Source organism: Kitasatospora misakiensis (assembly GCF_042656005.1).
Taxonomy (GTDB): Bacteria; Actinomycetota; Actinomycetes; order Streptomycetales; family Streptomycetaceae; genus Kitasatospora; species Kitasatospora misakiensis.
The window spans coordinates 15,339-36,616 of sequence record NZ_JBHSOF010000044.1 but is presented as its reverse complement, the minus strand read 5'-3'; the positions used below and the strand labels follow the sequence as shown (position 1 = coordinate 36,616).

The 21,278-nt window shown below is 73.6% G+C and carries 16 protein-coding genes and 2 tRNA genes; 14 read left to right on the top strand and 4 right to left on the bottom strand.

Going from position 1 to position 21,278, the window contains the following annotated elements; translation table 11 throughout:
* Positions 1 to 53: 53 nt before the first annotated feature.
* Complete coding sequence (locus ACFP3U_RS27590; protein WP_380228411.1) at positions 54 to 1,886, top strand: ABC-F family ATP-binding cassette domain-containing protein; 1,833 nt, start codon at positions 54 to 56, stop codon at positions 1,884 to 1,886.
* A 32-nt stretch (positions 1,887 to 1,918) separates the two neighbouring features.
* Here ACFP3U_RS27590 and ACFP3U_RS27585 read toward each other — a convergent pair whose 3' ends face one another.
* The gene (locus tag ACFP3U_RS27585; protein ID WP_380228410.1) at positions 1,919 to 3,859 is read right to left on the bottom strand and encodes an FUSC family protein; all 1,941 of its coding nucleotides are present in this window, start codon (positions 3,857 to 3,859) and stop codon (positions 1,919 to 1,921) included.
* 560 nt (positions 3,860 to 4,419) lie between these two features.
* Between ACFP3U_RS27585 and ACFP3U_RS27580 the strand changes: the two genes are divergently transcribed.
* The 9 genes from ACFP3U_RS27580 to ACFP3U_RS27540 all read left to right on the top strand — a co-directional run bounded on the left by ACFP3U_RS27580 (position 4,420) and on the right by ACFP3U_RS27540 (position 14,682).
* A complete protein-coding gene (locus ACFP3U_RS27580; protein ID WP_380228409.1) occupies positions 4,420 to 4,854 on the top strand; it encodes a hypothetical protein in 435 nt (144 codons plus the stop codon).
* A gap of 43 nt (positions 4,855 to 4,897) precedes the next feature.
* Positions 4,898 to 6,538: a WXG100 family type VII secretion target gene (locus ACFP3U_RS27575; protein WP_380228408.1), complete on the top strand. Its 1,641-nt coding sequence runs from the start codon at positions 4,898 to 4,900 to the stop codon at positions 6,536 to 6,538.
* Between the two features lie 98 nt (positions 6,539 to 6,636).
* Complete coding sequence (gene mycP, locus ACFP3U_RS27570) at positions 6,637 to 8,040, top strand: type VII secretion-associated serine protease mycosin (RefSeq protein WP_380228407.1); 1,404 nt, start codon at positions 6,637 to 6,639, stop codon at positions 8,038 to 8,040.
* A 118-nt stretch (positions 8,041 to 8,158) separates the two neighbouring features.
* Complete coding sequence (locus tag ACFP3U_RS27565) at positions 8,159 to 9,493, top strand: MFS transporter (RefSeq protein WP_380228406.1); 1,335 nt, start codon at positions 8,159 to 8,161, stop codon at positions 9,491 to 9,493.
* A gap of 66 nt (positions 9,494 to 9,559) precedes the next feature.
* Positions 9,560 to 9,632, top strand: a tRNA-Thr gene (locus ACFP3U_RS27560).
* Positions 9,633 to 9,805: 173 nt separating this feature from the next.
* Positions 9,806 to 10,474: a LuxR C-terminal-related transcriptional regulator gene (locus ACFP3U_RS27555; RefSeq protein ID WP_380228405.1), complete on the top strand. Its 669-nt coding sequence runs from the start codon at positions 9,806 to 9,808 to the stop codon at positions 10,472 to 10,474.
* Positions 10,475 to 10,646: 172 nt separating this feature from the next.
* On the top strand, positions 10,647 to 11,624 hold the full coding sequence (gene galE / locus ACFP3U_RS27550; protein ID WP_380228404.1) for a UDP-glucose 4-epimerase GalE: 978 nt from the start codon (positions 10,647 to 10,649) through the stop codon (positions 11,622 to 11,624).
* A 332-nt stretch (positions 11,625 to 11,956) separates the two neighbouring features.
* Complete coding sequence (locus ACFP3U_RS27545) at positions 11,957 to 12,988, top strand: LuxR C-terminal-related transcriptional regulator (RefSeq protein ID WP_417466419.1); 1,032 nt, start codon at positions 11,957 to 11,959, stop codon at positions 12,986 to 12,988.
* A gap of 218 nt (positions 12,989 to 13,206) precedes the next feature.
* Positions 13,207 to 14,682: a polysaccharide biosynthesis protein gene (locus ACFP3U_RS27540; protein WP_380228402.1), complete on the top strand. Its 1,476-nt coding sequence runs from the start codon at positions 13,207 to 13,209 to the stop codon at positions 14,680 to 14,682.
* A 5-nt stretch (positions 14,683 to 14,687) separates the two neighbouring features.
* On the opposite strand, the gene ACFP3U_RS27535 is transcribed toward ACFP3U_RS27540, so the two are convergent.
* The gene (locus ACFP3U_RS27535) at positions 14,688 to 15,182 is read right to left on the bottom strand and encodes a MarR family winged helix-turn-helix transcriptional regulator (protein ID WP_030301002.1); all 495 of its coding nucleotides are present in this window, start codon (positions 15,180 to 15,182) and stop codon (positions 14,688 to 14,690) included.
* A 111-nt stretch (positions 15,183 to 15,293) separates the two neighbouring features.
* Here ACFP3U_RS27535 and ACFP3U_RS27530 point away from each other — a divergent pair, with 111 nt between their 5' ends.
* Entirely contained in the window at positions 15,294 to 16,157 is an 864-nt protein-coding gene (locus ACFP3U_RS27530; RefSeq protein WP_380228401.1) for a methyltransferase domain-containing protein, read from the top strand.
* A gap of 86 nt (positions 16,158 to 16,243) precedes the next feature.
* Here the strand turns inward: ACFP3U_RS27530 and ACFP3U_RS27525 are convergent, their stop codons facing one another.
* Complete coding sequence (locus tag ACFP3U_RS27525) at positions 16,244 to 16,993, bottom strand: TetR family transcriptional regulator (protein ID WP_380228400.1); 750 nt, start codon at positions 16,991 to 16,993, stop codon at positions 16,244 to 16,246.
* A gap of 26 nt (positions 16,994 to 17,019) precedes the next feature.
* Complete coding sequence (locus tag ACFP3U_RS27520) at positions 17,020 to 18,057, bottom strand: acyl-CoA desaturase (protein ID WP_380228399.1); 1,038 nt, start codon at positions 18,055 to 18,057, stop codon at positions 17,020 to 17,022.
* Positions 18,058 to 18,299: 242 nt separating this feature from the next.
* On the opposite strand from ACFP3U_RS27520, the gene ACFP3U_RS27515 reads away from it, so the two are divergent.
* The 3 genes from ACFP3U_RS27515 (at position 18,300) to ACFP3U_RS27505 (ending at position 21,205) form a co-directional block, all read left to right on the top strand.
* Positions 18,300 to 18,373: transfer RNA gene (locus ACFP3U_RS27515), tRNA-Gln, on the top strand.
* A gap of 171 nt (positions 18,374 to 18,544) precedes the next feature.
* On the top strand, positions 18,545 to 20,014 hold the full coding sequence (gene glmU / locus ACFP3U_RS27510) for a bifunctional UDP-N-acetylglucosamine diphosphorylase/glucosamine-1-phosphate N-acetyltransferase GlmU (RefSeq protein ID WP_380228398.1): 1,470 nt from the start codon (positions 18,545 to 18,547) through the stop codon (positions 20,012 to 20,014).
* 213 nt (positions 20,015 to 20,227) lie between these two features.
* Positions 20,228 to 21,205, top strand: coding sequence for a ribose-phosphate diphosphokinase (locus tag ACFP3U_RS27505; RefSeq protein ID WP_380228397.1), 978 nt, complete (start codon positions 20,228 to 20,230; stop codon positions 21,203 to 21,205).
* The last annotated feature ends 73 nt before the right edge of the window (positions 21,206 to 21,278 follow it).

Genomic DNA, 21,278 nt, shown 5'->3' with positions numbered 1-21,278 from the left:
GAGAATCCGGACTCCGCCGAGCCCGGCCTGTCGAACCCAGGAGCGCAGCACACGTGGCCGTCAACCTCGCCACCATCGAGTCCGTCACGAAGGTCTACGGCACCCGGGCCCTTCTGGACGGGGTCAGCCTCGGCGTCAGCGAGGGGGACCGGATCGGCGTCGTCGGACGCAACGGCGACGGCAAGACCACCCTGATCCGGATGCTCGCCAAGCTGGAGGAGCCGGACGGCGGGCGGATCACCCACGTCGGCGGGGTGGAGATGGCCGTCCTCACCCAGCACGACTCGCTGGACCCGGACGCCACCATCCGGCACGAGGTCATCGCCGACCGGGCCGACCACGAGTGGCTCGGCGACTCCCGGATCCGCGACATCATCGAGGGCCTCTTCGGCGGCCTCGACCTGCCCGGCTTCCCCGACGGCCTGGACACCGTCATCGGCCCGCTCTCCGGTGGCGAGCGCCGCCGGATCGCCCTCGCCAAGCTGCTGCTCGGCTCGCCCGACCTCATCGTCCTCGACGAGCCCACCAACCACCTCGACGTCGAGGGCATCGCCTGGCTCGCCCAGCACCTCCAGAACCGCCGCTCCGCGCTCGTCTGCGTCACCCACGACCGCTGGTTCCTCGACCAGGTCTGCACCCGGATGTGGGACGTCCAGCACGGCTCCGTCCACGAGTACGAGGGCGGCTACTCCGACTACGTCTTCGCCCGCGCCGAGCGCTCCCGCATCGAGGCCACCGAGGAGCAGAAGCGCCAGAACCTGGCCCGCAAGGAGCTCGCCTGGCTGCGCCGCGGCGCCCCGGCCCGCACCTCCAAGCCGCGCTACCGCATCGAGGCCGCCAACGCGCTGATCGCCGACGTGCCCGAACCGCGCGACAAGAGCGAGCTGATGAAGTTCGCCAACGCGCGCCTGGGACGGACCGTCTTCGAGGTCGAGGGCGTCACGGTGAAGGCCGGCCCGAAGCTCCTGCTGGAGAACGTCACCTGGCAGCTCGGCCCCGGCGACCGGATCGGCCTGCTCGGCGTCAACGGCGCCGGCAAGACCTCGCTGCTGCGGGCGCTGCGCGACGCGTACGCCTCGGAGGGCGACATCCAGCCCGACGCGGGCGTCGTCAAGGTCGGCAAGACGGTGCGGCTGGCGTACCTCTCCCAGGAGGTCGCCGAGCTCGACCCGGCCACCCGGGTGCTCCAGGCCGTCGAGCAGGTCCGCTCCCGGGTCGACCTCGGCAAGGGCCGGGAGATGAGCGCCGGCCAGCTCTGCGAGCAGTTCGGCTTCGGCAAGGACAAGCAGTGGACGCCGGTCGGCGACCTGTCCGGCGGCGAGCGGCGCCGGCTCCAGCTGCTCCGGCTGCTGATGGACGAGCCCAACGTGCTCTTCCTCGACGAGCCCACCAACGACCTCGACATCGAGACGCTCAACCAGCTGGAGGACCTCCTCGACGGCTGGCCCGGTTCGATGATCGTCATCAGCCACGACCGCTTCTTCATCGAGCGGACCACCGACGTGACGTACGCGCTGCTCGGCGACCGGCGGATGCGGATGCTGCCGAACGGCGTCGACGAGTACCTGGAGCGGCGGGCCGCGATGGCGGCCGCTGCCGCCGCCTCCGCCGCGGCTTCCGCCGGGGTGGCCGCTCCGGCGGCCGGCGGGGAGGCCGCGGCGCCCGCGCTGTCGGGCGGGGACCTGCGGGCGGCGAAGAAGGAGCTGCAGAAGCTGGAGCGGCAGATCGCGAAGCTGGACGAGCAGGAGTCCAAGCTGCACGCCCAGCTCGCCGAGCACGCCGCCGACTTCTCCAAGGTCGCCGAGCTGGACAGCCGGCTGCGGGCGGTCCGGGACGAGAAGGAGGAACTGGAGATGAGCTGGCTGGAGCTGGCCGAGCAGGTCTGACCGTTCCGGGTCGGCCGGGGCGCGTGGGTCGCTCAGGAGGGGCTGCTCCGGGTGCCGGAGAGCAGGGTGTCCAGTTCGTCCGCCGCACGGCCCAGCGCACTGCGCGTCGGGTCGTGCGGCCGGGTCGGACGCGCCGCCGCCACGGTCGGCGGACGATGCGCGCGCGCCGCGGCCGTCAGCTCGTCCAGGGCCCGGCCGACCCGCGCCACCTCCGCCCGGTCCGGCACCCGCCCGCCGTACCGGCGCTGCGCCGCGAACGCCGCCACCGCGCCGCTCAGCCGCTCCAGCGCGGCCGTCGCCGGCAGCCACTCGGCGGCCAGCCGCCCGGTCGGCGGCGGCTCGGCCAGCCCCTGCTCCACCTCCGCGCGGGCGTCGGCCAGCGCACGGTAGGCCGTCCGCCGCAGCCACACCTCAGCGCGCGGCTCCGGCTCGTCCTGCCGCGCGACCGAGGCCAGATAGGCCTTCAGCGCGGTGGCCGCCGACACCAGCCGCGGCTCGATCCGGTGCCGCGGCCGCTCCGGCCAGAGCAGATGGCCGAACAGCAGCACGACCGCGCTGGCCAGCACCGTGTCCAGCACCCGCGGCCAGAACTCGGCCGCGCCGTCATGCCCGCCCAGTTGCAGCAGGACCAGCGCCATCGGCGTCATGACCACGGTGTTCAGCCCGTAGTGCGCCGCCGTCGCGTACGGCAGCAGGGCCACGCAGAGCGCGCCGATCGCGACCAGCGCCCAGGGCCCGGGAGCCAGCAACAGCACCGCCGCCGTCACCGCCACCCCGAGCACCGTCCCCACCGAACGGCTCACCGCGCGCAGGAACACCGAGCCGAGGTCCGGCTTCAGGACGAAGGCGATCGTCATCGGCACCCAGTAGCTCCGGCTCAGCGGCAGCGCGGCGGTGAGCGCCACGCCCACCGCGATGCACAGCGCCAGCCGGGCCCCGTACCGGGCCGCCCCGGGCGAGACCAGCCGCACCCGCAGCCGCCACGGGTCCGGCGGCGGGGCGGGCGCCGTGCCCAGCGCGGCCTCCCGGCCCGCGACCGTCGCCGCCGCCGCGCGCAGCGCCGCGTCCAGGGCCTGCCGGGACGGCGTGTCCGGCGCCCAGTCCGGCACCCGCACCTCGCCGCCGCCGCGCTCCACCGCGCGGGCCAGCAACCCCGGTACGGCGGCGACCTCGGGCGGCACCGGCCGCCAGGCCCAGAGCAGGCCGGTGGCCGCCTCGGTGGCGGCGAGCGCGGCCCGGTACATGGTGTGGACGCGGGCGGTGGGCGTGGGCGGCGGTGCGGGCGTGGGCGCGGGCGGCGGGAGTACGTCCTGGAGTTGGTTCAGCCGGGCCGTCAGCACCTGGCGGGAGGCCGCACCCTGCGGGGTCCCCAGGTCGGTGAGCACCCGGCCGAGGGCGTCGTACACGGCGGCGAGCGCGCGGGCACCCGGGTCGCTTCCCGGAGCCCGCCGACCGGGCAGCGGCAGACCCAGCAGGAACACCAGCACCGCCCCCGCCGGCAGCGCCACCGAGGCCGCCCACCACGGGTGCGGCAGCGGCATACCGCTGCCGAGCGAGGCCGAGACCAGCAGCAGCAGCCCCGCCGCCGATCCGCGCGGCCCCGTCGCGCTCAGCGCGCCCGAGACGAACGCCGTCCCGGTCAGCGCGGCACCCACGGCGAAGCCGCCCGGTTGGCCGTGCTGGAGCGAGGTCCCGATCAGCATGCCCAGCGCCGAGGCGAGCACCGCCGAGGCGATCCGCCGGGCCCGCAGCCGGACCGGCTCGACCCGGTCGTTCATGGTCGCGTGCATCGCGCCCAGCCCGGCGAACACCCCGAGGTCCACCCGGTGCGCCAGCACCCCGGCGGCGAGCGCCACCGCCATGCCGAGCGCGGCCCGCGCCATCGGCGCCCACGGCAGCGGCGGCCTCGCCGGGCGTGCGGCACGGGCCCACCAGGGGGCGTCGACGGGGGCACTGGGGGCACTGGGCGTCATGGGGCCGTCCGATCCGCGGCGGGGCCGGGCCCGGCGGGTGGCGGGGCTGGGCGGCGGCCCGGGTCGCTGCTGTGCGACGCTGCGCGGCAGAGGAGGTCATGCCCGGTATGGCCGGGCCCGGCCAGTCTAACGGGGCCCGTCAGGCGGTTTGCGGGGTGCTCGGTGGGGACTCGGCGGGTTTCTCGGGGGTGCACGTGTCAAGTTCGTACCGATCGCGTACAAGCGGGCCATAGGCCCTGCCCGACCGACGGAGGCGGTGGCTACGATGATTGAGGCGCCGTCCGTCCCGAGGGGTGGACGGCTTCGCCGGGTGGATCGGAGCGGGTCCCACACCCCGAGCCGGTTCCACCGGAACGACCGATGGACCTGACTGGTGGACCCGACCGGCCCGTACGGCCGGCGGGACCGAGTAGTTGACGGTGTGTCGTGCCGCGCCACCCGCGGGCGCGGCGCACACGGGGGAGAGGTGGATTGCTGTGCCAAGCGAGGCTGGACCGGGCGGCGCAGGTTGGGCCGAAGGCCCCAACGGCGAGGTGAAGCCGTGGACGCTGGACAGAAGCTTGATCGGCCGCGTGGTCGGCCAGGTCCAGGTCGACGTCAGTGCCACCGCGCTGGTGGCGGCGTTCGGCTCCAAGGACGTCAAGATCGAGCTCGACACGCTCACCAACTTCAAGAAGAAGGTCGACGCGCTTCTGGCCTCGCTGGAGGGCTCGGAAGCGGCGCAGCACAAGATCAAGGAACAGAAGCTCAGCGCCGGCAACCTCGGCACCGGCTTCCACGAGTCCACGGAACTGATGGCCGCGTACGACCGGACGCACGCGGCGATCGCGCAGCTCTCGAAGACGTTCGCGGAGCAGATCGACAAGATGAGCCAGGCGGTCGCGCAGACGGCGGGCAGCTACGGCAACAACGAGGAACACCAGACGGCGGCGGTCAACGCGGTCGCGAAGAACGCGGACGGCCCCGGTGGGCCGGCGGTGACTGGCAAGTACTGATGATCGGCGTGCGTGTTCGCTTCGTTGGAACGGGGAGCATCTGATGGCAGGTGGAACGAACTTCGAGGGGCTGGGGCACCCCCAGCTCAAGTCGATGGTTGCCGGTAGCGAGCCGTCCAAGGTGACCGGCCGCGGCAACCAGCTCAAGGACGCCGGGCGGGTCCTGGACGAGCTCAGCAAGGCGCTGGCCGCCCACGTGGCCCAGATCCAGTGGGAGGGGCCGGCGGCCGAGAACTTCAAGACGTGGGCCAGTGACCTGCACAAGTCGGCGTCCATGATCGGTGAGTTCTCGAAGGGCGCGGGCGACGCGATGGTGCAGGCCGGCGAGGCCCTGAGCACCGCCAAGACCGGTGTGCCGGAGGTGCCCGCCAAGGACATCGACATGGTGAAGCGGCACTCCACGCAGCCGTGCATCAAGCCTTCACCGCTGAGCATCGCCGGTATCGGCAACCCGTCCGCGAGCACCGACGCGATCATGAAGAAGGAAGACCCGACCTGGGTCTCCAACGCGGAGGCCGCGGCGGCGCAGAAGCGGGTGGACACCGCGCACCAGGAGGCCATCCACCAGATGGAGAGCCTGGGGCAGGCGTACGAGGCGGCGACGACCAAGCTGAACTCGCTCAAGATGCCCGAGCTGCCGGGCCAGTCGGGTGGCGAGTCGCACAGCGGGGCGGAAGAGGTCTCGGTCGGAGGCGGCGGTGGAGGGCGCGCCGGCTCCGGTGGCACGGTGCGTACTCCGCGCAGTGGCTACAGCGGTAGCCGCGAGTACAGCCCGTCCGGCGGTGGTGACACCGGCGGCGGTTCCGTGACGCCGCGTCCGCCGGTGCCGACGCCGCACGGTCCGACTCCGCCGGGACACAGCACGCCGACCCCGCCGCACGGGTCTCCGGTGCCGCTGCCTGGTGACCCGAACACGCCCGGATCGGTGACTCCGACGCCGACGCACCCGGGGGACCGTCCCGGTACCGGGCTCGACAGCCTGCCGGCGCTGCCGACGGCGCCCGGGCCGACCGGCCCGGTGGGCCCCGGGGGAGGACCGGGGCCGGTGTTCCCCCAGAGCGGCGGTCCCGGGCACCCGGGTACGCCGGGCGGCGGGCCGCTCGCGTTCCCCGGCGGTGGGCCGATCCCGTTCAGTGGTACCGGTCCGTTCACCGGTGGGACCGGGCCGCTGAAGAGCGGCGGGGGCCCTGTGCCCCCGAACCGGACCAGCACCGTCGGTGGCAGCCTGCCGGCCAAGAACGGCGGGTCGGGACCGACCAACGGCGGTACGGTCTTCGGCTCGCGCGAGGCCCAGGGGCGCCCCGGCGCCGGCGGCTTCAACGGTCCGGGCGGCGGGATGCACCAGGGCGGCGGCGGCCACGGTGGCGGCGGCGCCGTCGGCGGTGCACGCGGTCGGGGCTACAGCTCGACCGGCGGCGGCGTGATCGGCGGGACGAAGGGGCCGGCGGCCGGCGGGGAGTTCACCCCGGGCGGCAGCGGTCTTCGCAGCCGGGCGGCCGCGGCCGGTGCGGCGGCCGAGGGCGCGGGACGGCCGGGCCAGAACGGCATGATGGGCCCGGGCATGGCGGGCGGCGCGGGCGGGCGGCGCGAGCGTGATCACCGCAACCGGGCCGACTACCTGCACGAGGACGAGGAGACCTGGACCAGCGGTACTCCGAAGAGCAACCCGGGCGTGATTGAGTAGTCCGGAACGACTGCCCGGCCACTGGGCATCCCGGTGGCCGGGCAGTGCTGCGCGTGGCGTGGCTCTTGCCCGACGGGGAAAGTGACGAGGGAGCAGTGATGCGGCGGACGAACGTACGTGTACGGGGGCGCGGGTTCGCCGCGACGCTGTTGGCAGCCGGGATCGTGGCCGGTTTGGCCGCGGGGCCCGCGGCCGCAGTGGATTCGATCCGCGAACAGCAGTGGCACCTGGACACCATGAAGGCGCCCGACATGTGGAAGAGCAGCAAGGGCCAGGGTGTCGTCGTCGCGGTCATCGACAGCGGCTTCCAGCTGAGTCACCCCGATCTGGCAGGGCAGTTCCTTCCGGGGAAGGACCTCAGCGGGCTTCCCGGTGGTATCGAGGAGGACAAGAGCGGCCACGGTACCCAGATGGCCTCCGTCATCGCCGGTACCGGTAAGGGATTGGGCGGTCAGGGAGCGTACGGACTCGCGCCGTCGGTCAAAGTGCTGCCGGTAAAGGTCAAGGACAACGGCAATGCCGGGACGACGGTCAATACGTCGGAATTCCTCGGCCAGATCAGTCAGGCCATCACCTTTGCGGCCGACCAGGGCGCGAAGGTCATCAGCATCTCGCAGGGAAGTGTTGCGGGAGAGGCCACGGCTGCCGATGTGGAGTCGCTCAAGACTGCCGTGGCACACGCGATCAGCAAGGGCTCGTTGGTTGTCGCCAGTGTCGGAAACTCGGCCCAGCGCGGGAATCCGGTCGAGTATCCCGGGGCGATCCCGCTCGTGCTCGGTGTGGGCGCGGTCGACCGGAACGGTACCGTCACGGCGGAATCGGAGCGAGGTCCGCAGGTGGACATCGCCGCCCCGGGAATCGACATCTACAGCGCCTGTACCGCCTCCTCCGGTTATTGCAAGGGGCACGGGACCTCGGATGCGACGGCGCTCGTTTCCGCCTCGGCCGCACTGGTCTGGGCGGTGCACCCCGATTGGACCGGGAACCAGGTGACGCGGGTGCTGCTCAATTCCGCGGGAAAGGCTGAGGATGGCGCTCAGCGCAATGACGCCATCGGATACGGCATCGTCCGGCCGCGGGTAGCGCTGACGGAGCCGGGGGATCCGGGGCCGGCGGATGTGTATCCGATCCAGGAGCAGCCGGTCGGGCAGCCTGCGCCGAGTACCTCGGCCGTTCCGTCGGCATCGCCTTCGGCACCCGGGTCCACGTCCGCGCCCGCAGCTCCGTCCGTGTCCGCGTCCGCCCCGGCCTCCGTTGCGCCGGTGCCGCCGCAGGCGGGCGGGGGCTCGGGGAGCGGGGTGGGCGTGGTGGCCGGTGTGGTCGGGGGGCTGGTGCTGGTGGCCGGGCTGGTGGTGGTGGCCGTGCGGCGGCGCCGCAGGCCGGTGACACCCCAGCCCCAGCCGCAGCCGCAACCGCAACCGCACCCCCACGGCCAGGTGCCGCCTCCGCCGTCGTACGGGCCGCCGGCCCCGCCGTCGGGGGACAACCCGTACGCGAGGTGAGGCCCGCGACCCCCGGCGGTGTGGGCGCCGCCGGGGGGCGTGCGGGGGCTGGTGGGGCGCGGGTGTCACCCGGGTGGGTGCTGTTGGCGGTCCGGCGGGGGTCGCCAGGGTTGGGAGTATGGGTGCGACAGGGCAGATGCGGCGGGCCGCTGCGGCGGCGCTGATCGGTACGGCGATCGAGTTCTACGACTTCTTCATCTACGGGACGGCCGCGGCGCTCGTCTTCGGCGAGGTGTTCTTCCCCGAACTGGGCACGGTGGGGGCGCTGTTGGCGGCGTTCTCGGTCTACGCGGTGGCGTTCCTGGCTCGGCCGCTCGGCGCGGTGGTGTTCGGCCACTTCGGGGACCGGCTGGGGCGGAAGGCCACCTTGGTGGTGTCCCTGCTGCTGATGGGGTTGTCGACGGCGGCGGTGGGGGTGCTGCCGGGGTTCACGGCGTGGGGGTGGTGGGCGCCGGTGGTGCTGGTGGTGTTGCGGGTGTGCCAGGGCGTGGGGCTGGGCGGGGAGTGGGGCGGCGCGGCGCTGCTGGTGGCGGAGAACGCGCCGGCCGGGCGGCGGGGGCGGTACGGGGCGTATCTGCAGTTGGGGCCGACGACCGGGTTCGTGCTGGCCAACGGGGTGTTCCTGGCGCTGCAACTGGGCCTGGACGAAGCGGCGTTCAGGTCCTGGGGCTGGCGGGTGCCGTTCCTGGCGTCGCTGGGGCTGGTGGCGGTGGGGCTGTTCGTGCGGTTGCGGCTGGAGGAGACGCCGCTGTTCCGGGGCGAGGTGCGGACGGGCGCCGAGCGGGCGCCGGTGGTGGAGGTGCTGCGCGGGCACTGGCGGACGGTGCTGGTGGGCTGCGGCGCGATCACGGTGGGGTACGCGCTGTTCTACCTGACCACGACGTACGCGCTGGCGTACGCGACGACGGGGCTCGGGGTGCCGAGCACGGTGGTGCTGTCGATGCTGCTGGTCGGCGCGGTGGGGAAGGGCGTGACGGTCTGGCTGAGCGCCCGGCGCAGTGACGTGTGGGGGCGCCGGCGGACGCTGCAGGGGGCGACGGGGCTGGCGGTGCTGTGGGGGCTGGTGCTGTTCCCGCTGCTGGAGACGGAGCGGCGCGGGTTGATGTTCCTCGCGCTGGCGGGTGCGATGGTGGCGCTGGGTTGCCTGCTGGGGCCGTTGGCGGCGTTCCTGCCGGAGCTGTTCCCGACCCGGGTGCGGTACACGGGGGCGGCGCTGACGTACAACCTGGGCGGGGTCGTGGGCGGGGCGACCACGCCGTTGATCGCGACCAGGCTGACCGAAACGTACGGGACGGCGGAGCCGGTCGGCTGGTACCTGGCGGGGTGGGGAGTGGTGGCGCTGCTCTGCCTTCGGCGGCTGCCGGAGACGGTCGGAACGGACCTCTCGGTGACCTCCCGGATCGGTGGAACGGCCGCCGGGACCGATTTCCCATTCCGACCCCCGGCCGTGTAATGTCTTCCTTGTTCGAGCGGCCGGGCCGAGCGGAAAGCGAAGCCGGGAAGCACGGACGAGGAACAGGCCCCTATAGCTCAGTCGGTAGAGCGTCTCCATGGTAAGGAGAAGGTCTGCGGTTCGATTCCGCATGGGGGCTCGGTCAGGAGGACCCCCGCCATCGAGGCGGGGGTCCTTTTCGTTGTGCCCGCCCGGTGGTGACGGTGAGACGGTCTGGCACGTCGGGTACGGAATGCGCTGTGATGGTGCGTCATCGGCCGCCCTCCCCCGCCCGGCGGGGATGCGGGCGGGACGCCGACCTGGAGGGGTCTCATGGGTGTTCGCCTCGTCGTGGTGGACGATCACCGCCTGTTGGCCGAGGCGCTGGCCACCGCGCTCCAACTGCGTGGTCACCGGGTGCTCGCGGTGGGGTCGCCGGCCGCGTCGGCGGCCGATCTGGTGACGGGCCGGAGGCCGGAGGTCTGTCTGCTGGGGGTGGCCGCGCCGGCCGACCCGGGAGCGTTCGACGGTCTGCGCAGGATCCGCCGGGAGCGGCCCGAGGTGGCCGTCATCGTGCTCGGCCCGGTGGGTGAACTCCGGGGTGTGGCGGGGGCGTTCGCCGCCGGGGCGGCCGGGTACGTGCCGAGCGACGAGCGGATCGAGGTGGTCGAGCGGGCGATCGCGCGGGCCCGGGCGGGGGAGGCGGCGGTCACGGTGGAGGTGCTGCGGGGTGCGTTCGACCAGTTACTGAGGCCGGCGGCCGAGCCGGACGACGAGGCGGTCCGGCTGCTGCGGCTGCTGACCCGGCGGGAGGTGCAGGTGCTGGCCCGGATCGCGGACGGCGAGGACACCGCGGCGATCGCGGCGGGGATGCGGATCGCGGCGAGCACGGCCCGCACGCACGTCCAGCGGGTGCTGATGAAGCTCGGGGCGCGGACCAGGTTGGAGGCGGCGGCGGTGGCGGCGCGCACCGGCCTGCTGGACCGGATGGCGCGCGGCTGACCGGGGACGACGGCCGGGGGCGACAACCGGGGGGCGACGGTCGGCGGACGGTCGGTGAACGGCCGGCCGGATGGTCCGGAGCACCCCCGCCGGGCAGGGACAATGGCCGCAGTTGCACGTACGTCCGCGATGGTCCGCCGACGACGGACCATCGCCCGCTGGAGGTCGCATCATGAGTAAGTACCTGGTCACGGGTGGCGCCGGCTATGTCGGCAGCGTGGTCGCCGCTCACCTGCTGGAGGCGGGGCACCGGGTGACCGTCCTGGACGACCTCTCGACGGGGTTCCGCGAGGGCGTGCCGGCCGGTGCCGAGTTCGTCGAGGGCCGGATCCAGGAGGCCGGCAAGGTCCTGGACGGGTCCTTCGACGGCGTGCTGCACTTCGCGGCCTCCTCGCAGGTCGGCGAGTCCGTCGTGGACCCGGAGAAGTACTGGCGCAACAACGTGGCCGGCTCGCTGGAGCTGATCGGCGCGATGCGCGAGGCGGGCGTGCGCAAGCTGGTGTTCTCCTCGACCGCCGCCACCTACGGCGAGCCGGAGTCCGTGCCGATCGCCGAGACGGCCCGCACCGCGCCGACCAACACGTACGGCGCCACCAAGCTGGCCGTCGACCACCTGATCACCAGCGAGGCGGTCGCCCACGGCCTGGCCGCCGTCTCGCTGCGCTACTTCAACGTGGCTGGCGCGTACGCCAGTTCCTCCGGGGTCACCTTCGGCGAGCGGCACGAGCCGGAGTCGCACCTGATCCCGCTGGTGTTCCAGGCGGCCCTCGGCCAGCGCGAGCACATCGCGGTGTACGGCGACGACTACCCGACGCCGGACGGCACCTGCATCCGCGACTACATCCACGTCGCGGACCTGGCCGACGCGCACCTGCTGGCGCTGGACGCGGCGAAGGCGGGCGAGCACCTGATCTGCAACCTGGGCAACGGCAGCGGCTTCTCGGTCCACGAGGTGATCGAGTCGGTCAAGCGGGTGACCGGCCGGGAGATCCCGGTGGTGGTCTCCGGCCGCCGTGCCGGCGACCCGGCCGTCCTGGTGGCCTCGGCCGAGCGCGCCCACCAGGCGCTGGGCTGGACCCCGCGCCGTCCGGAGCTGGACGACATCGTCGCCGACGCCTGGAAGTTCACCCTGGCGAAGAGCGGCCGGTAGGCCGGGCCCGGCCGGAGCGCCGTCCCTCCCGCACAGCGGGGGCGGCGGCGCTCCGGCGTTCCGGCATTTCCAGGCTCCGGCGGCGGGGCACCCATCGGGTGCACCAAGTCCCGCCAATTTCGCACCTCCTGACGAAACTTCACCAAATCCCCACCGACTCGGCGCCCACCCCGTACGCTGAATTCCGGTGCCGGTGGGGGCCGGCACCTCGGCCCTTCCGGACACCCGGCAGGTGGGCGGCGCACGGAGCGCCCGGACGGCGGCGGCGGGACCGGGGCGTCCTCCCGGGCGCGAGCCGGAGCTGAGCAGGGGGGAAGTGGGGGGAAGTGACGATGGGGCGGATGCGCGTCCTGGTGGTCGACGACCACCGGATCTTCGCCGAGGCGCTGGCCGCGGCGCTCGCCGCCGAGCCCGATGTCGAGGTCGGCGCGGCGGGCAGCGCGGCCGCCGCGGAGCGCGCGTTGGAGCGGGCCGCCACCGAGGGGCGCGCGTTCGACGTGGTCCTGGTCGACGCCGACCTCGGGGTGGCCGAGGCCGGAGCGGCCGCCCGCAAGCCCCGTCAGCCCTCCGCCGACCCGCCCGACGCCCTCCGCCGCCGCCCGGCGGCGACCGTGCCCACGCCCCGCCGTCCGCCGGTGGCCCAGGCCCCCGGCCCGTCCGCGACCCCCGGCCCGTCCGGGGCGGCAGGTCCGCCCGGGACCGCCGCCCGCCCTCCGGCCTCTCCACGTCCGGCCGCTCACCCGGCCGGTCCCTACCCTGCGGAACCGCACCCGGCGGCGCCGGTGATCCCGGCCGCCGCTCCCGCGACCGGGCCGGCCGCCGCCCCGGCTCCCGACGGGATCACCCTGCTGGCCCGCGTCCGCCGCCACCACCCCGGCCTGCGGGCGATCGTCCTGGCCACCGCCGACGATCCGCACCGGGCCGCCCGCGCCCTGCACGCCGGCGCCACCGGCTGGGTGGCCAAGGAGAGTTCGCTGGCCCGTCTGCTGGCGGTGATCCGGGGCGTGCTGCGGGACGAGACCCACCTGCCGCCCGCCCTGCTGACCGGCGTGATCCGCGAACTCACCACCGCGCGCCGGGACCGTACCGAGAGCGAGCGCCTGGTCGACACGCTCACCCCGCGGGAGAAGCAGATCCTGCGCTGTATGGTCGCGGGCCTCGGCCGGCAGGCCGTCGCCGAGCGGCTCTACCTCTCCCCGCACACCGTCCGCACGCACATGCAGAACGTCCTCGGCAAGCTCGGGGTGCACTCCACCCTGGCCGCCGTCGCGGTGGCCCGCCGGGCGGGCGTCAGCCCGTCCGAGCTCGTGGCTCCCGCTGCCCCGCCGTCCGTCGCCACGACCACCTCTCCCGGCCCGGGCTGAGCCGCCCACCCGTCGCATCCGCACATCGGTACAGCTCCGTCAGGTCAGGGAACTCCGGAGGACAGATGTCGCCGCACAGTACTTCCGCACGCCCGTACCCGGACCCATTGGGCGCGAACGAGAGCGCGAACGAGAGCGCGAGCGAGGCCGCAAGCGCCCCGGGCGCGCGCTCAAGCTCACCGGCGGGCGCACCAGAGCCGCCCTCCCGCCGTCCCGTCGTGCCGCCGACGGGTCTGCGCACCCTGGTGGTGGGCGCCGGCGCGGCCGGGACCGCGCTGGTGCGCGACCTCGGCCGGACCCCGGACTTCGGCCTCGCCCCGATCGGGCTGCTGGACGACGATCCGGCCAAGGCCGGGCGGTCGGTGGACACCGTCCCCGTCCTCGGCACGCTCGCCGAGCTGACCGCGCTCGCCGTCGCGCACCGCGCCCAGGTCGTCGCGCTGGCCATCCCCGGGCTCGCCCCGCAGCGGGTCCGGGCGCTGGCCACCGCCGCCGCGGCGGCCGGGGCCGCCGTCCGCTACCTGCCGTCCTTCCTCGCCGCGCTGCGCCGCGAGGTGGTCGGCTCGGACATGCGCAGCCTGGACGTCAACCGGCTGATCGGCCGGCACGAGGTGCACGTGGTCTCCGCCGACGTCCGGGACGTGATCGAGGGCCGGCGGGTGCTGGTGACCGGCGCCGGCGGCTCGATCGGCAGTGAACTCTGCCGCCAGGTACACGCGTTCAACCCCAGCGCGCTCTACATGCTGGACCACGACGAGTCCAATCTGCACCGGCTCCAGCTGGAGGTCTGGGGCGAGGCGCTGCTCACCGACGAGTCGCTGGTGATCGCCGACATCCGGGACCGGCCGCGGATCCAGCAGATCTTCCGGGACCTCAAGCCCGAGGTGGTCTTCCACGCCGCCGCCCACAAGCACCTGCCGCTGCTGGAGCGCCACCCCAGCGAGGCGGTGAAGTCCAATGTGCTCGGCACCGACCACCTGGTGGAGGCGGCGCTGGCCACCGGGGTCGAGCGGTTCGTGCTGATCTCCACCGACAAGGCGGCCGACCCGACCTCGGTGCTCGGCGCGAGCAAGCGGCTGGCCGAGCTGATCGTCCAGGCCAACGCCCGGGACGCCCGCAACCTCGGCACCGGGGTGTTCTCGGCGGTGCGGTTCGGCAATGTGCTGGGCTCGCGCGGTTCGCTGCTCTCGGTGCTGGCCGAACAGCTGCGCAGCGGCGGCCCGGTGACGGTCACCCACCCCGATGTGACGCGGTTCTTCATGACCATCGAGGAGGCCGTCGGCCTGGTGCTGGAGTCCGGCCGGATGGCGCGCGGCGGCGAGGTGTTCGTGCTGGACATGGGCGAGCCGGTGCGGATCGTCGACCTGGTGCACAACTTCGCCGAGCAGGTGCAGCTGGGCCGGGACGAGGTGGAGATCCGCTACACCGGGCTGCGGGCCGGGGAGAAGCTCAACGAGGCGCTGTTCTCGGAGGGCGAGGAGCGGCTGGCGACCGAGCACGCCCGGATCTACGCCACCGTCGCGGACACCGCGGCCGGGCCGGAGGACCTGGCCGGCGGGCTGACCGGGCTGTACGGGGCGGCGGCGGTCAACAGCGACGACGAGGTGCGCCGCCGGCTGGCCGAGCTGCTGCCGGGCTACCGGACGCCCGAGCCGGTGCCGGCGCTGAGCGCGCCCTACCCGGACGGCTTCTGAAGCCTCTAAGGGATGTTGTCGAAGGGCGCGACCAGCTGCCGGAGCAGTCCGGCGAGTTCGCCCTGCTGGACGGCGGTCAGCTGGGCGAGCAGCTCGCGCTCGTGCGCGAGCAGTCCGGCGAGCGCCTGGTCGGCGCGGTCGCGCCCGTCGTCGGTGAGCCGGACCAGGACGCCGCGGCGGTCGTCCGGGTCGGGCAGCCGCTTGACCAGGCCCTTGCCGGTGAGCCGGTCGATCCGGTTGGTCATGGTGCCGGAGGTGACCAGGGTCTGGGTGAGCAGTTGGCCGGGGGAGAGCTGGTAGGGGGAGCCGGCCCGCCGCAGCGCGGTCAGGACGTCGAACTCCCAGGGCTCCAGCCCGTGCTCGGCGAAGGCGGTCCGGCGGGCGCGGTCGAGGTGGCGGGCGAGCCGGCTGACCCGGCTGAGCACTTCGAGCGGTTCCACGTCGAGGTCGGGACGCTCTCTGCGCCACGCTGCGACCAGCCGATCGACCTCGTCCTCCATGGCGATCAGTGTATCGGGGGTTGTGTCGATGTGAAGTCTCTTGACATCGAGAAATCCAGCCTGAAAGCTGGCCTTGGATATCTTGATGTCGAGATACTTGTGAGGCTGATCATGACCTCCCCCGTCTGGGACCCGGCACAGTACCTGCGCTTCGCCGACGAACGGACCCGCCCGCTGCGCGACCTGCTCGCCCGGGTCCCCGCCCTGCCCCACGAGCCGGCCCCCACCGTCCTGGACATCGGGTGCGGCCCCGGCAACTCCACCGCCGTGCTGCGCGAGCGCTGGCCCGCCGCCCGGATCACCGGGATCGACAACTCCGCCGAGATGCTCGCCGCCGCCCGCACCGAGGGCGAGCCCACCGCCGACTACCTGCTCGCCGACGCGGGCGACTACGACCCGGCCGCGGCGGCCCCGGACGCGATCGTCTCCAACGCAGCCCTGCAATGGATCGGCTTCGGTACGAGCGGCCGGCCTCGACAGGGACCCTCCTCGCCGAAGGCGGGCGAGGAGGGACGGGTGGACGGGCACCTCGCGCTGCTGCCGCGCTGGGCCGGGGCGCTGAAGCCCGGCGGGGTGATCGCCTTCCAGGTGCCAGGCAACTTCGGCTCCCCCAGCCACCTGCTGCTCGCCGAACTGCGCCGCAGCCCCCGCTGGCGGGCCGCCCTCGGCGAGGACGCCGTCCGGGCCGGTGTCCACGAGCCCGGCGCCTACCTGGACGCGCTCGCCGGGGCCGGCTGCGTCGCCGACGTCTGGGAGACCACCTACAGCACCCTGCTCACCGGGCCGGACCCGGTACTGGAGTGGGTCAAGGGCACCGCCCTGCGCCCGGTCCTCACCCGGCTCACCGACCGGGCCGAACGGGCCGCGTTCCTCGCCGAGTACGGGGCGCTGCTGCGCGAGGCCTACCCGGCCGGGCCGCACGGCACCGTCTTCCCGTTCCGCCGGATCTTCGCCGTCGGCGTGAAGTCGGCGTGAGGCGTGAGGCCGGCGTGAAGCGTGAAGTCGGCATGAAGCGTGAGGTCGGCGTGCAGCGGGCCTGAGCCCGCAGGGCGCCGGCGGCCTCAGCCCTTGCGCTCGCCGACCAGCTTGGGGTGCCGCTCCATCCCCTCCAGGCCGTGCCAGGCCAGGTTCACCAGATGGGCGGCCACCTCGGCCTTCTCCGGCTTGCGCACCTCCAGCCACCACTGGCCGGTCAGCGCGACCATGCCCACCAGCATCTGCGAGTACATCGGGGCCAGCCGCGCGTCGTAGCCGCGGGCCTTGAACTCCAGGCCCAGGATGTCCTCGACCTGGGTGGCGATGTCGCTGATCAGCGAGGCGAAGGTGCCCGTCGACTGGGCGACCGGGGAGTCCCGGACCAGGATCCGGAAGCCGTCCGTCGAGGTGTCGATGTAGTCCATCAGCGCGAAGGCCGCCTGCTCCAGCAGCTCGCGCGAGTGTCCCCCGGTGAGCGCCCCCGTCACCATGTCCAGCAGCAGTTGCATCTCGCGGTCGACCACCACCGCGTACAGCCCCTCCTTGCCGCCGAAGTGCTCGTACACCACCGGCTTGGACACCCCGGCCCGCTCGGCGATCTCCTCCACCGAGGTGCCGTCGTAGCCGCGCTCGGCGAACACCGTGCGGCCGATCTCCAGCAGCTGCTCCCGGCGCTGCTTGCCGGTCATCCGCACCCGGCCGGCCCGCCGGCGCGGGGCGGGCGCGGCGCTGCCCGGCGCGGCGGCGGCACGCGGACGGTGCTGCGCCGGGCCGGGCGCGGCGTCCGTCCCCGTGCTCTGGTGGCCGCCTGTGCTGTCTGCGCTGCTCCCGTTCACCCCTACATCATGCTGCAGGTGCGCGCTCATGCGGCGCGGCGGGCGGCGATCCGCTGCGCGTCCGGCCAGCGGACGTCCCGGACCCAGCCCGCCAGCTCGAACCAGCGGATCAGCCGGGCCGAGGAGTCGATCTGGCCGCGCAGGACGCCGTGCCGGGCCGAGGTGGGGTCGGCGTGGTGCAGGTTGTGCCAGGACTCGCCGCAGGAGAGCACGGCCAGCCACCAGACGTTGCCGGAGCGGTCCCGGGAGCGGAACGGCCGGCTGCCGAGCGCGTGGCAGATCGAGTTGATCGACCAGGTGACGTGGTGCAGCAGCGCCACCCGGACCAGCGAACCCCAGAAGAAGGCGGAGAGCGCACCCTGCCAGGAGAGCGTGACCAGCCCGCCGATCAGCGGGGGCAGCAGCATCGAGAGGGTGGTCCAGAGCCAGAACAGCCGGGAGATCCGCCTTATGGCCGGGTCCTGGACGAGGTCCGGCGCGTACTTGAGCTGCGAGGTCTGCTCCTCGTCGAAGAGCCAGCCCATGTGCGCCCACCACAGGCCCTTGAGCAGCGCGGGGACGGTCTCGCCGTAGCGCCAGGGCGAGTGCGGGTCGCCGTCCTTGTCGCTGAACCGGTGGTGCTTGCGGTGGTCGGCCACCCAGCGCACCAGCGGCCCCTCGATCGCCAGCGAGCCGGCCACCGCGAGGGCGAGCCGCAACGGCCGGTTGGCCTTGAAGGCGCCGTGGGTGAAGTAGCGGTGGTAGCCGACGGTGATGCCGTGGCAGGCGAGGAAGTACATGACGGTGGCGATCGCGAGATCGGTCCAGCCGAGGCCCCAGCCCCAGGCCACCGGGACGGCGGCGACCAGGGCGGCGAAGGGCACCGCGATGAACAGGCCCAGCGCGATCCGCTCGGCGGCGCCCTGCTGCTCCCCGCCGCGGGTGGCGGAGAGCGGGTGCGGGTCGGCCTCCTCGGCCGGGGCGCCCGCGGGGGAGCCGGGCGCGGCCGGTCTGGAGGAGGACGGGTCGGGAGTGTCGAGGGGGCGCGCGGAATCGGCGTGCGCCTCGCCGGCCTGGATGGTCATGGGCGTCCTTGGAGGGGGAGAGGACGAAGGCTACGTCTGCGTAACCTACGGAATCGTAGGTTGTTCTCCGCCATGGAGGAAATACGCCGTCGGGCGGCGCTTAAGTGAATTCACCCGACTGGATGGATGACATACCGCGCGCGGGAGGGCGCCCGGGGGAGAGCCCCGAGGAGGTAGATGTGGCGGCCCATACCCCGTACTCTTGGCGGAGCGCGTCCCGGGAACGGGAGCGGATGCGCCGGTCCCGGATCGTCTAAGGGCAGGACAGCTGGTTTTGGTCCAGCTTATGGGGGTTCGAATCCTCCTCCGGGAGCCATCTGCGGGCCGGTCGGCCCGGCCCGGTTCGTGGCGGCTCCGTGACGGTTCCCGGGGCCGGAGAACCGGTCGTCCGCCGCGCACTATCCTCGAAGCCGCCAGGGCGCCGACGTGCGGGTCCCGTCGTGGCCGCTCTGCCCTCCCCGTGTCACCGAATGAGGAGCCTCCCCCCGTGAGTGCCAATTCGCCTGCCGCCGTTGTCGTGCTCGCCGCCGGCGGCGGGACCAGGATGAAGTCGAACAGTCTCCCGAAGGTGCTGCACGAGGTGTGCGGGCGGTCGCTGGTCGGCCACGCGGTGGCGGCGGCGGAGGAACTGACTCCCGAGCAGCTGGTCGTGGTGGTCGGGCACATGCGGGAGAAGGTGGCCGAGCACCTGGCGGCGCATCACCCGGGCGCCCGCGCCGTGGTGCAGGCCGAGCAGAACGGCACCGGGCACGCGGTGCGCACCGCCCTGGAGGCGCTGGCCTCCGACGGGATCGAGCTCGACGGCACCGTGATCGTCACCACCGGGGACGCCCCGCTGCTGACCGGCGGGACGCTGCGCGCCCTCGCCGACGCGCACGCCGGGCAGGGCAACGGCGTCACCGTGCTGACCGCCGTGGTGCCGGACCCGTTCGGCTACGGGCGGATCCTGCGCGACGAGGCGGACGGCGCGGTCGCCGCGATCGTCGAGGAGAAGGACGCCTCCGACGCCCAGCGGGCGATCGCCGAGATCAACTCCGGGGTCTTCGCCTTCGACGCCAAGCTGCTGGTGAGCGCGCTCGCCGAGGTCACCACCGACAACGCGCAGGGCGAGGAGTACCTGACCGACACCCTGGAGATCCTGCGCCGGGCCGGCCACCGGGTGGGCGCGGTGGTCGCCGCCGACTACCGGGACATCCTCGGCATCAACGACCGGGTGCAGCTCGCGCACGCCCGCCGGCTGCTGAACGACCGGCTGCTGGAGCGGGCCATGCGGGCCGGCGTGACCGTGGTGGACCCGGCGACCACCTGGTTCGACGTCCAGGTCTCCTACGAGCCGGACGCGGTGGTGCTGCCCAACACCCAGCTGCAGGGCGCCACCCACCTGGGCGAGGGCTGCGAGGTGGGCCCGAACTCCACCCTCAAGGACACCCGGATCGGCGCCGGTGCCCGTGTGAGCAACACCACGGCGGACCGCGCCGAGGTCGGCGAGCTCGCCACCGCCGGCCCGTACGCCTACCTGCGGCCGGGGGCCCGGCTGGCCCGCAAGGCCAAGGTCGGCACCTACGTCGAGGTGAAGAACTCGGAGCTGGGCGAGGGCGCCAAGGTGCCGCACCTCTCCTACATCGGCGACGCCACCATCGGCGAGGGCACCAACGTCGGCGCCGCCTCCGTCACCGTCAACTACGACGGCGTCAACAAGCACCGCACGGTGATCGGCGCGCACTGCCGCACCGGTTCGGACAACATGTTCATCGCCCCGGTGACGATCGGTGACGGCGCCTACACCGCGGCCGGCTCGGTGATCACCAACGACGTGCCGGCCGGCGCCCTCGGGGTCAGCCGGGCGCAGCAGCGGAACATCGCCGGCTGGGTCGGGCGCAAGCGCCCCGGCACCACGTCGGCCCAGGCCGCGGCCGCCGCGGCCGAGGGCGAGGAGCAGGCCCCGACGGAGGCCTGAGCGGGCGGGTGGCGGTCGGGCGTCGGTCGGGCGGACGATCCCGGGGCGGACGCTTCGGGCGCGGGCGCGTAACCTTGGGGTCATACGTGCGCCATTGGGCCTACCGCCCGTGTCCAGGCGTACCGACCATTCCCCGACCACATTCGCAGGCTGGCGGACGCCTGCCCGCGGTGCGGACGGGGTCGGTTTCAGCAACGCGAGGAGACGGTGGCAGTGAGCGGGATCACGACGTCGGGCGAGAAGAAACTGAAGCTCTTCTCCGGCCGTGCCCACCTCGAGCTGGCGAGGGAGGTGGCCGCGTCGCTGGGGACCGAGCTGGTTCCGACGAAGGCCCTCGACTTCGCCAACGGTGAGATCTACGTCCGTTTCCTGGAGTCGGCCCGTGGCGCCGACTGCTTCGTGATGCAGAGCCACACGGCTCCCATCAACCAGTGGATCATGGAGCAGTTGATCATGATCGATGCTCTGAAGCGGGCCTCCGCCCGGAGCATCACCGCGATCCTGCCGTTCTACGGGTACGCCCGTCAGGACAAGAAGCACCTGGGCCGCGAGCCCATCTCGGCCCGGCTGGTCGCCGACCTGCTGCGCCAGGCGGGTGCCGACCGGCTGATGGCCGTGGACCTGCACACCGCGCAGATCCAGGGCTTCTTCGACGGCCCGGTCGACCACCTGTTCGCGCTGCCGCTGCTGGCCGACTACGTGGGCGAGCGGGTCGACCGCTCGAAGCTCACCGTGGTCTCGCCGGACGCCGGCCGGGTGAAGGTGGCCGACCAGTGGTGCGACCGGCTGGACGCGCCGCTGGCGATCATCCACAAGCGCCGCGACATCACCCAGGCCAACACCATCCTGTCGGCCGAGGTCGTCGGTGACGTCAAGGACCGGGTCTGCGTCCTGGTCGACGACATGATCGACACCGCCGGCACGATCTGCGCCGCCGCCGACGCGCTGTTCGAGAACGGCGCCGCGGACGTCCTGGTCGCCGCCACCCACGGGGTGCTCTCCGGTCCGGCCGCGGACCGGCTGAAGAACTCCCGGGTCAGCGAGTTCGTGTTCACCAACACCCTGCCGACCCCGGCCTCGCTGCAGCTGGACAAGATCACCACGCTGTCGATCGCCCCGTCGATCGCCGCCGCGATCCGCGAGGTGTTCGAGGAGGGCTCGGTCACCAGCCTCTTCGAGGGCGTGCACTGACCCAGGGTGTGTCCGGCGCCGGCGTGTCCGGGGCCGGCGTGTCCGGCCCCGACGGGGGGGGGGGGGGGGCGGG

Excerpts from the sequence above, each read along its gene's own strand:
- ACFP3U_RS27585 (WP_380228410.1), bottom strand. The coding sequence starts at position 3,859 with ATGACGCCCAGTGCCCCCAGTGCCCCCGTCGACGCCCCCTGGTGGGCC.
- ACFP3U_RS27575 (WP_380228408.1), top strand. The coding sequence starts at position 4,898 with ATGGCAGGTGGAACGAACTTCGAGGGGCTGGGGCACCCCCAGCTCAAG.
- mycP (WP_380228407.1), top strand. The coding sequence starts at position 6,637 with ATGCGGCGGACGAACGTACGTGTACGGGGGCGCGGGTTCGCCGCGACG.
- ACFP3U_RS27565 (WP_380228406.1), top strand. The coding sequence starts at position 8,159 with ATGGGTGCGACAGGGCAGATGCGGCGGGCCGCTGCGGCGGCGCTGATC.
- ACFP3U_RS27555 (WP_380228405.1), top strand. The coding sequence starts at position 9,806 with ATGGGTGTTCGCCTCGTCGTGGTGGACGATCACCGCCTGTTGGCCGAG.
- galE (WP_380228404.1), top strand. The coding sequence starts at position 10,647 with ATGAGTAAGTACCTGGTCACGGGTGGCGCCGGCTATGTCGGCAGCGTG.
- ACFP3U_RS27545 (WP_417466419.1), top strand. The coding sequence starts at position 11,957 with ATGGGGCGGATGCGCGTCCTGGTGGTCGACGACCACCGGATCTTCGCC.
- ACFP3U_RS27535 (WP_030301002.1), bottom strand. The coding sequence starts at position 15,182 with ATGGAGGACGAGGTCGATCGGCTGGTCGCAGCGTGGCGCAGAGAGCGT.
- ACFP3U_RS27530 (WP_380228401.1), top strand. The coding sequence starts at position 15,294 with ATGACCTCCCCCGTCTGGGACCCGGCACAGTACCTGCGCTTCGCCGAC.
- ACFP3U_RS27520 (WP_380228399.1), bottom strand. The coding sequence starts at position 18,057 with ATGACCATCCAGGCCGGCGAGGCGCACGCCGATTCCGCGCGCCCCCTC.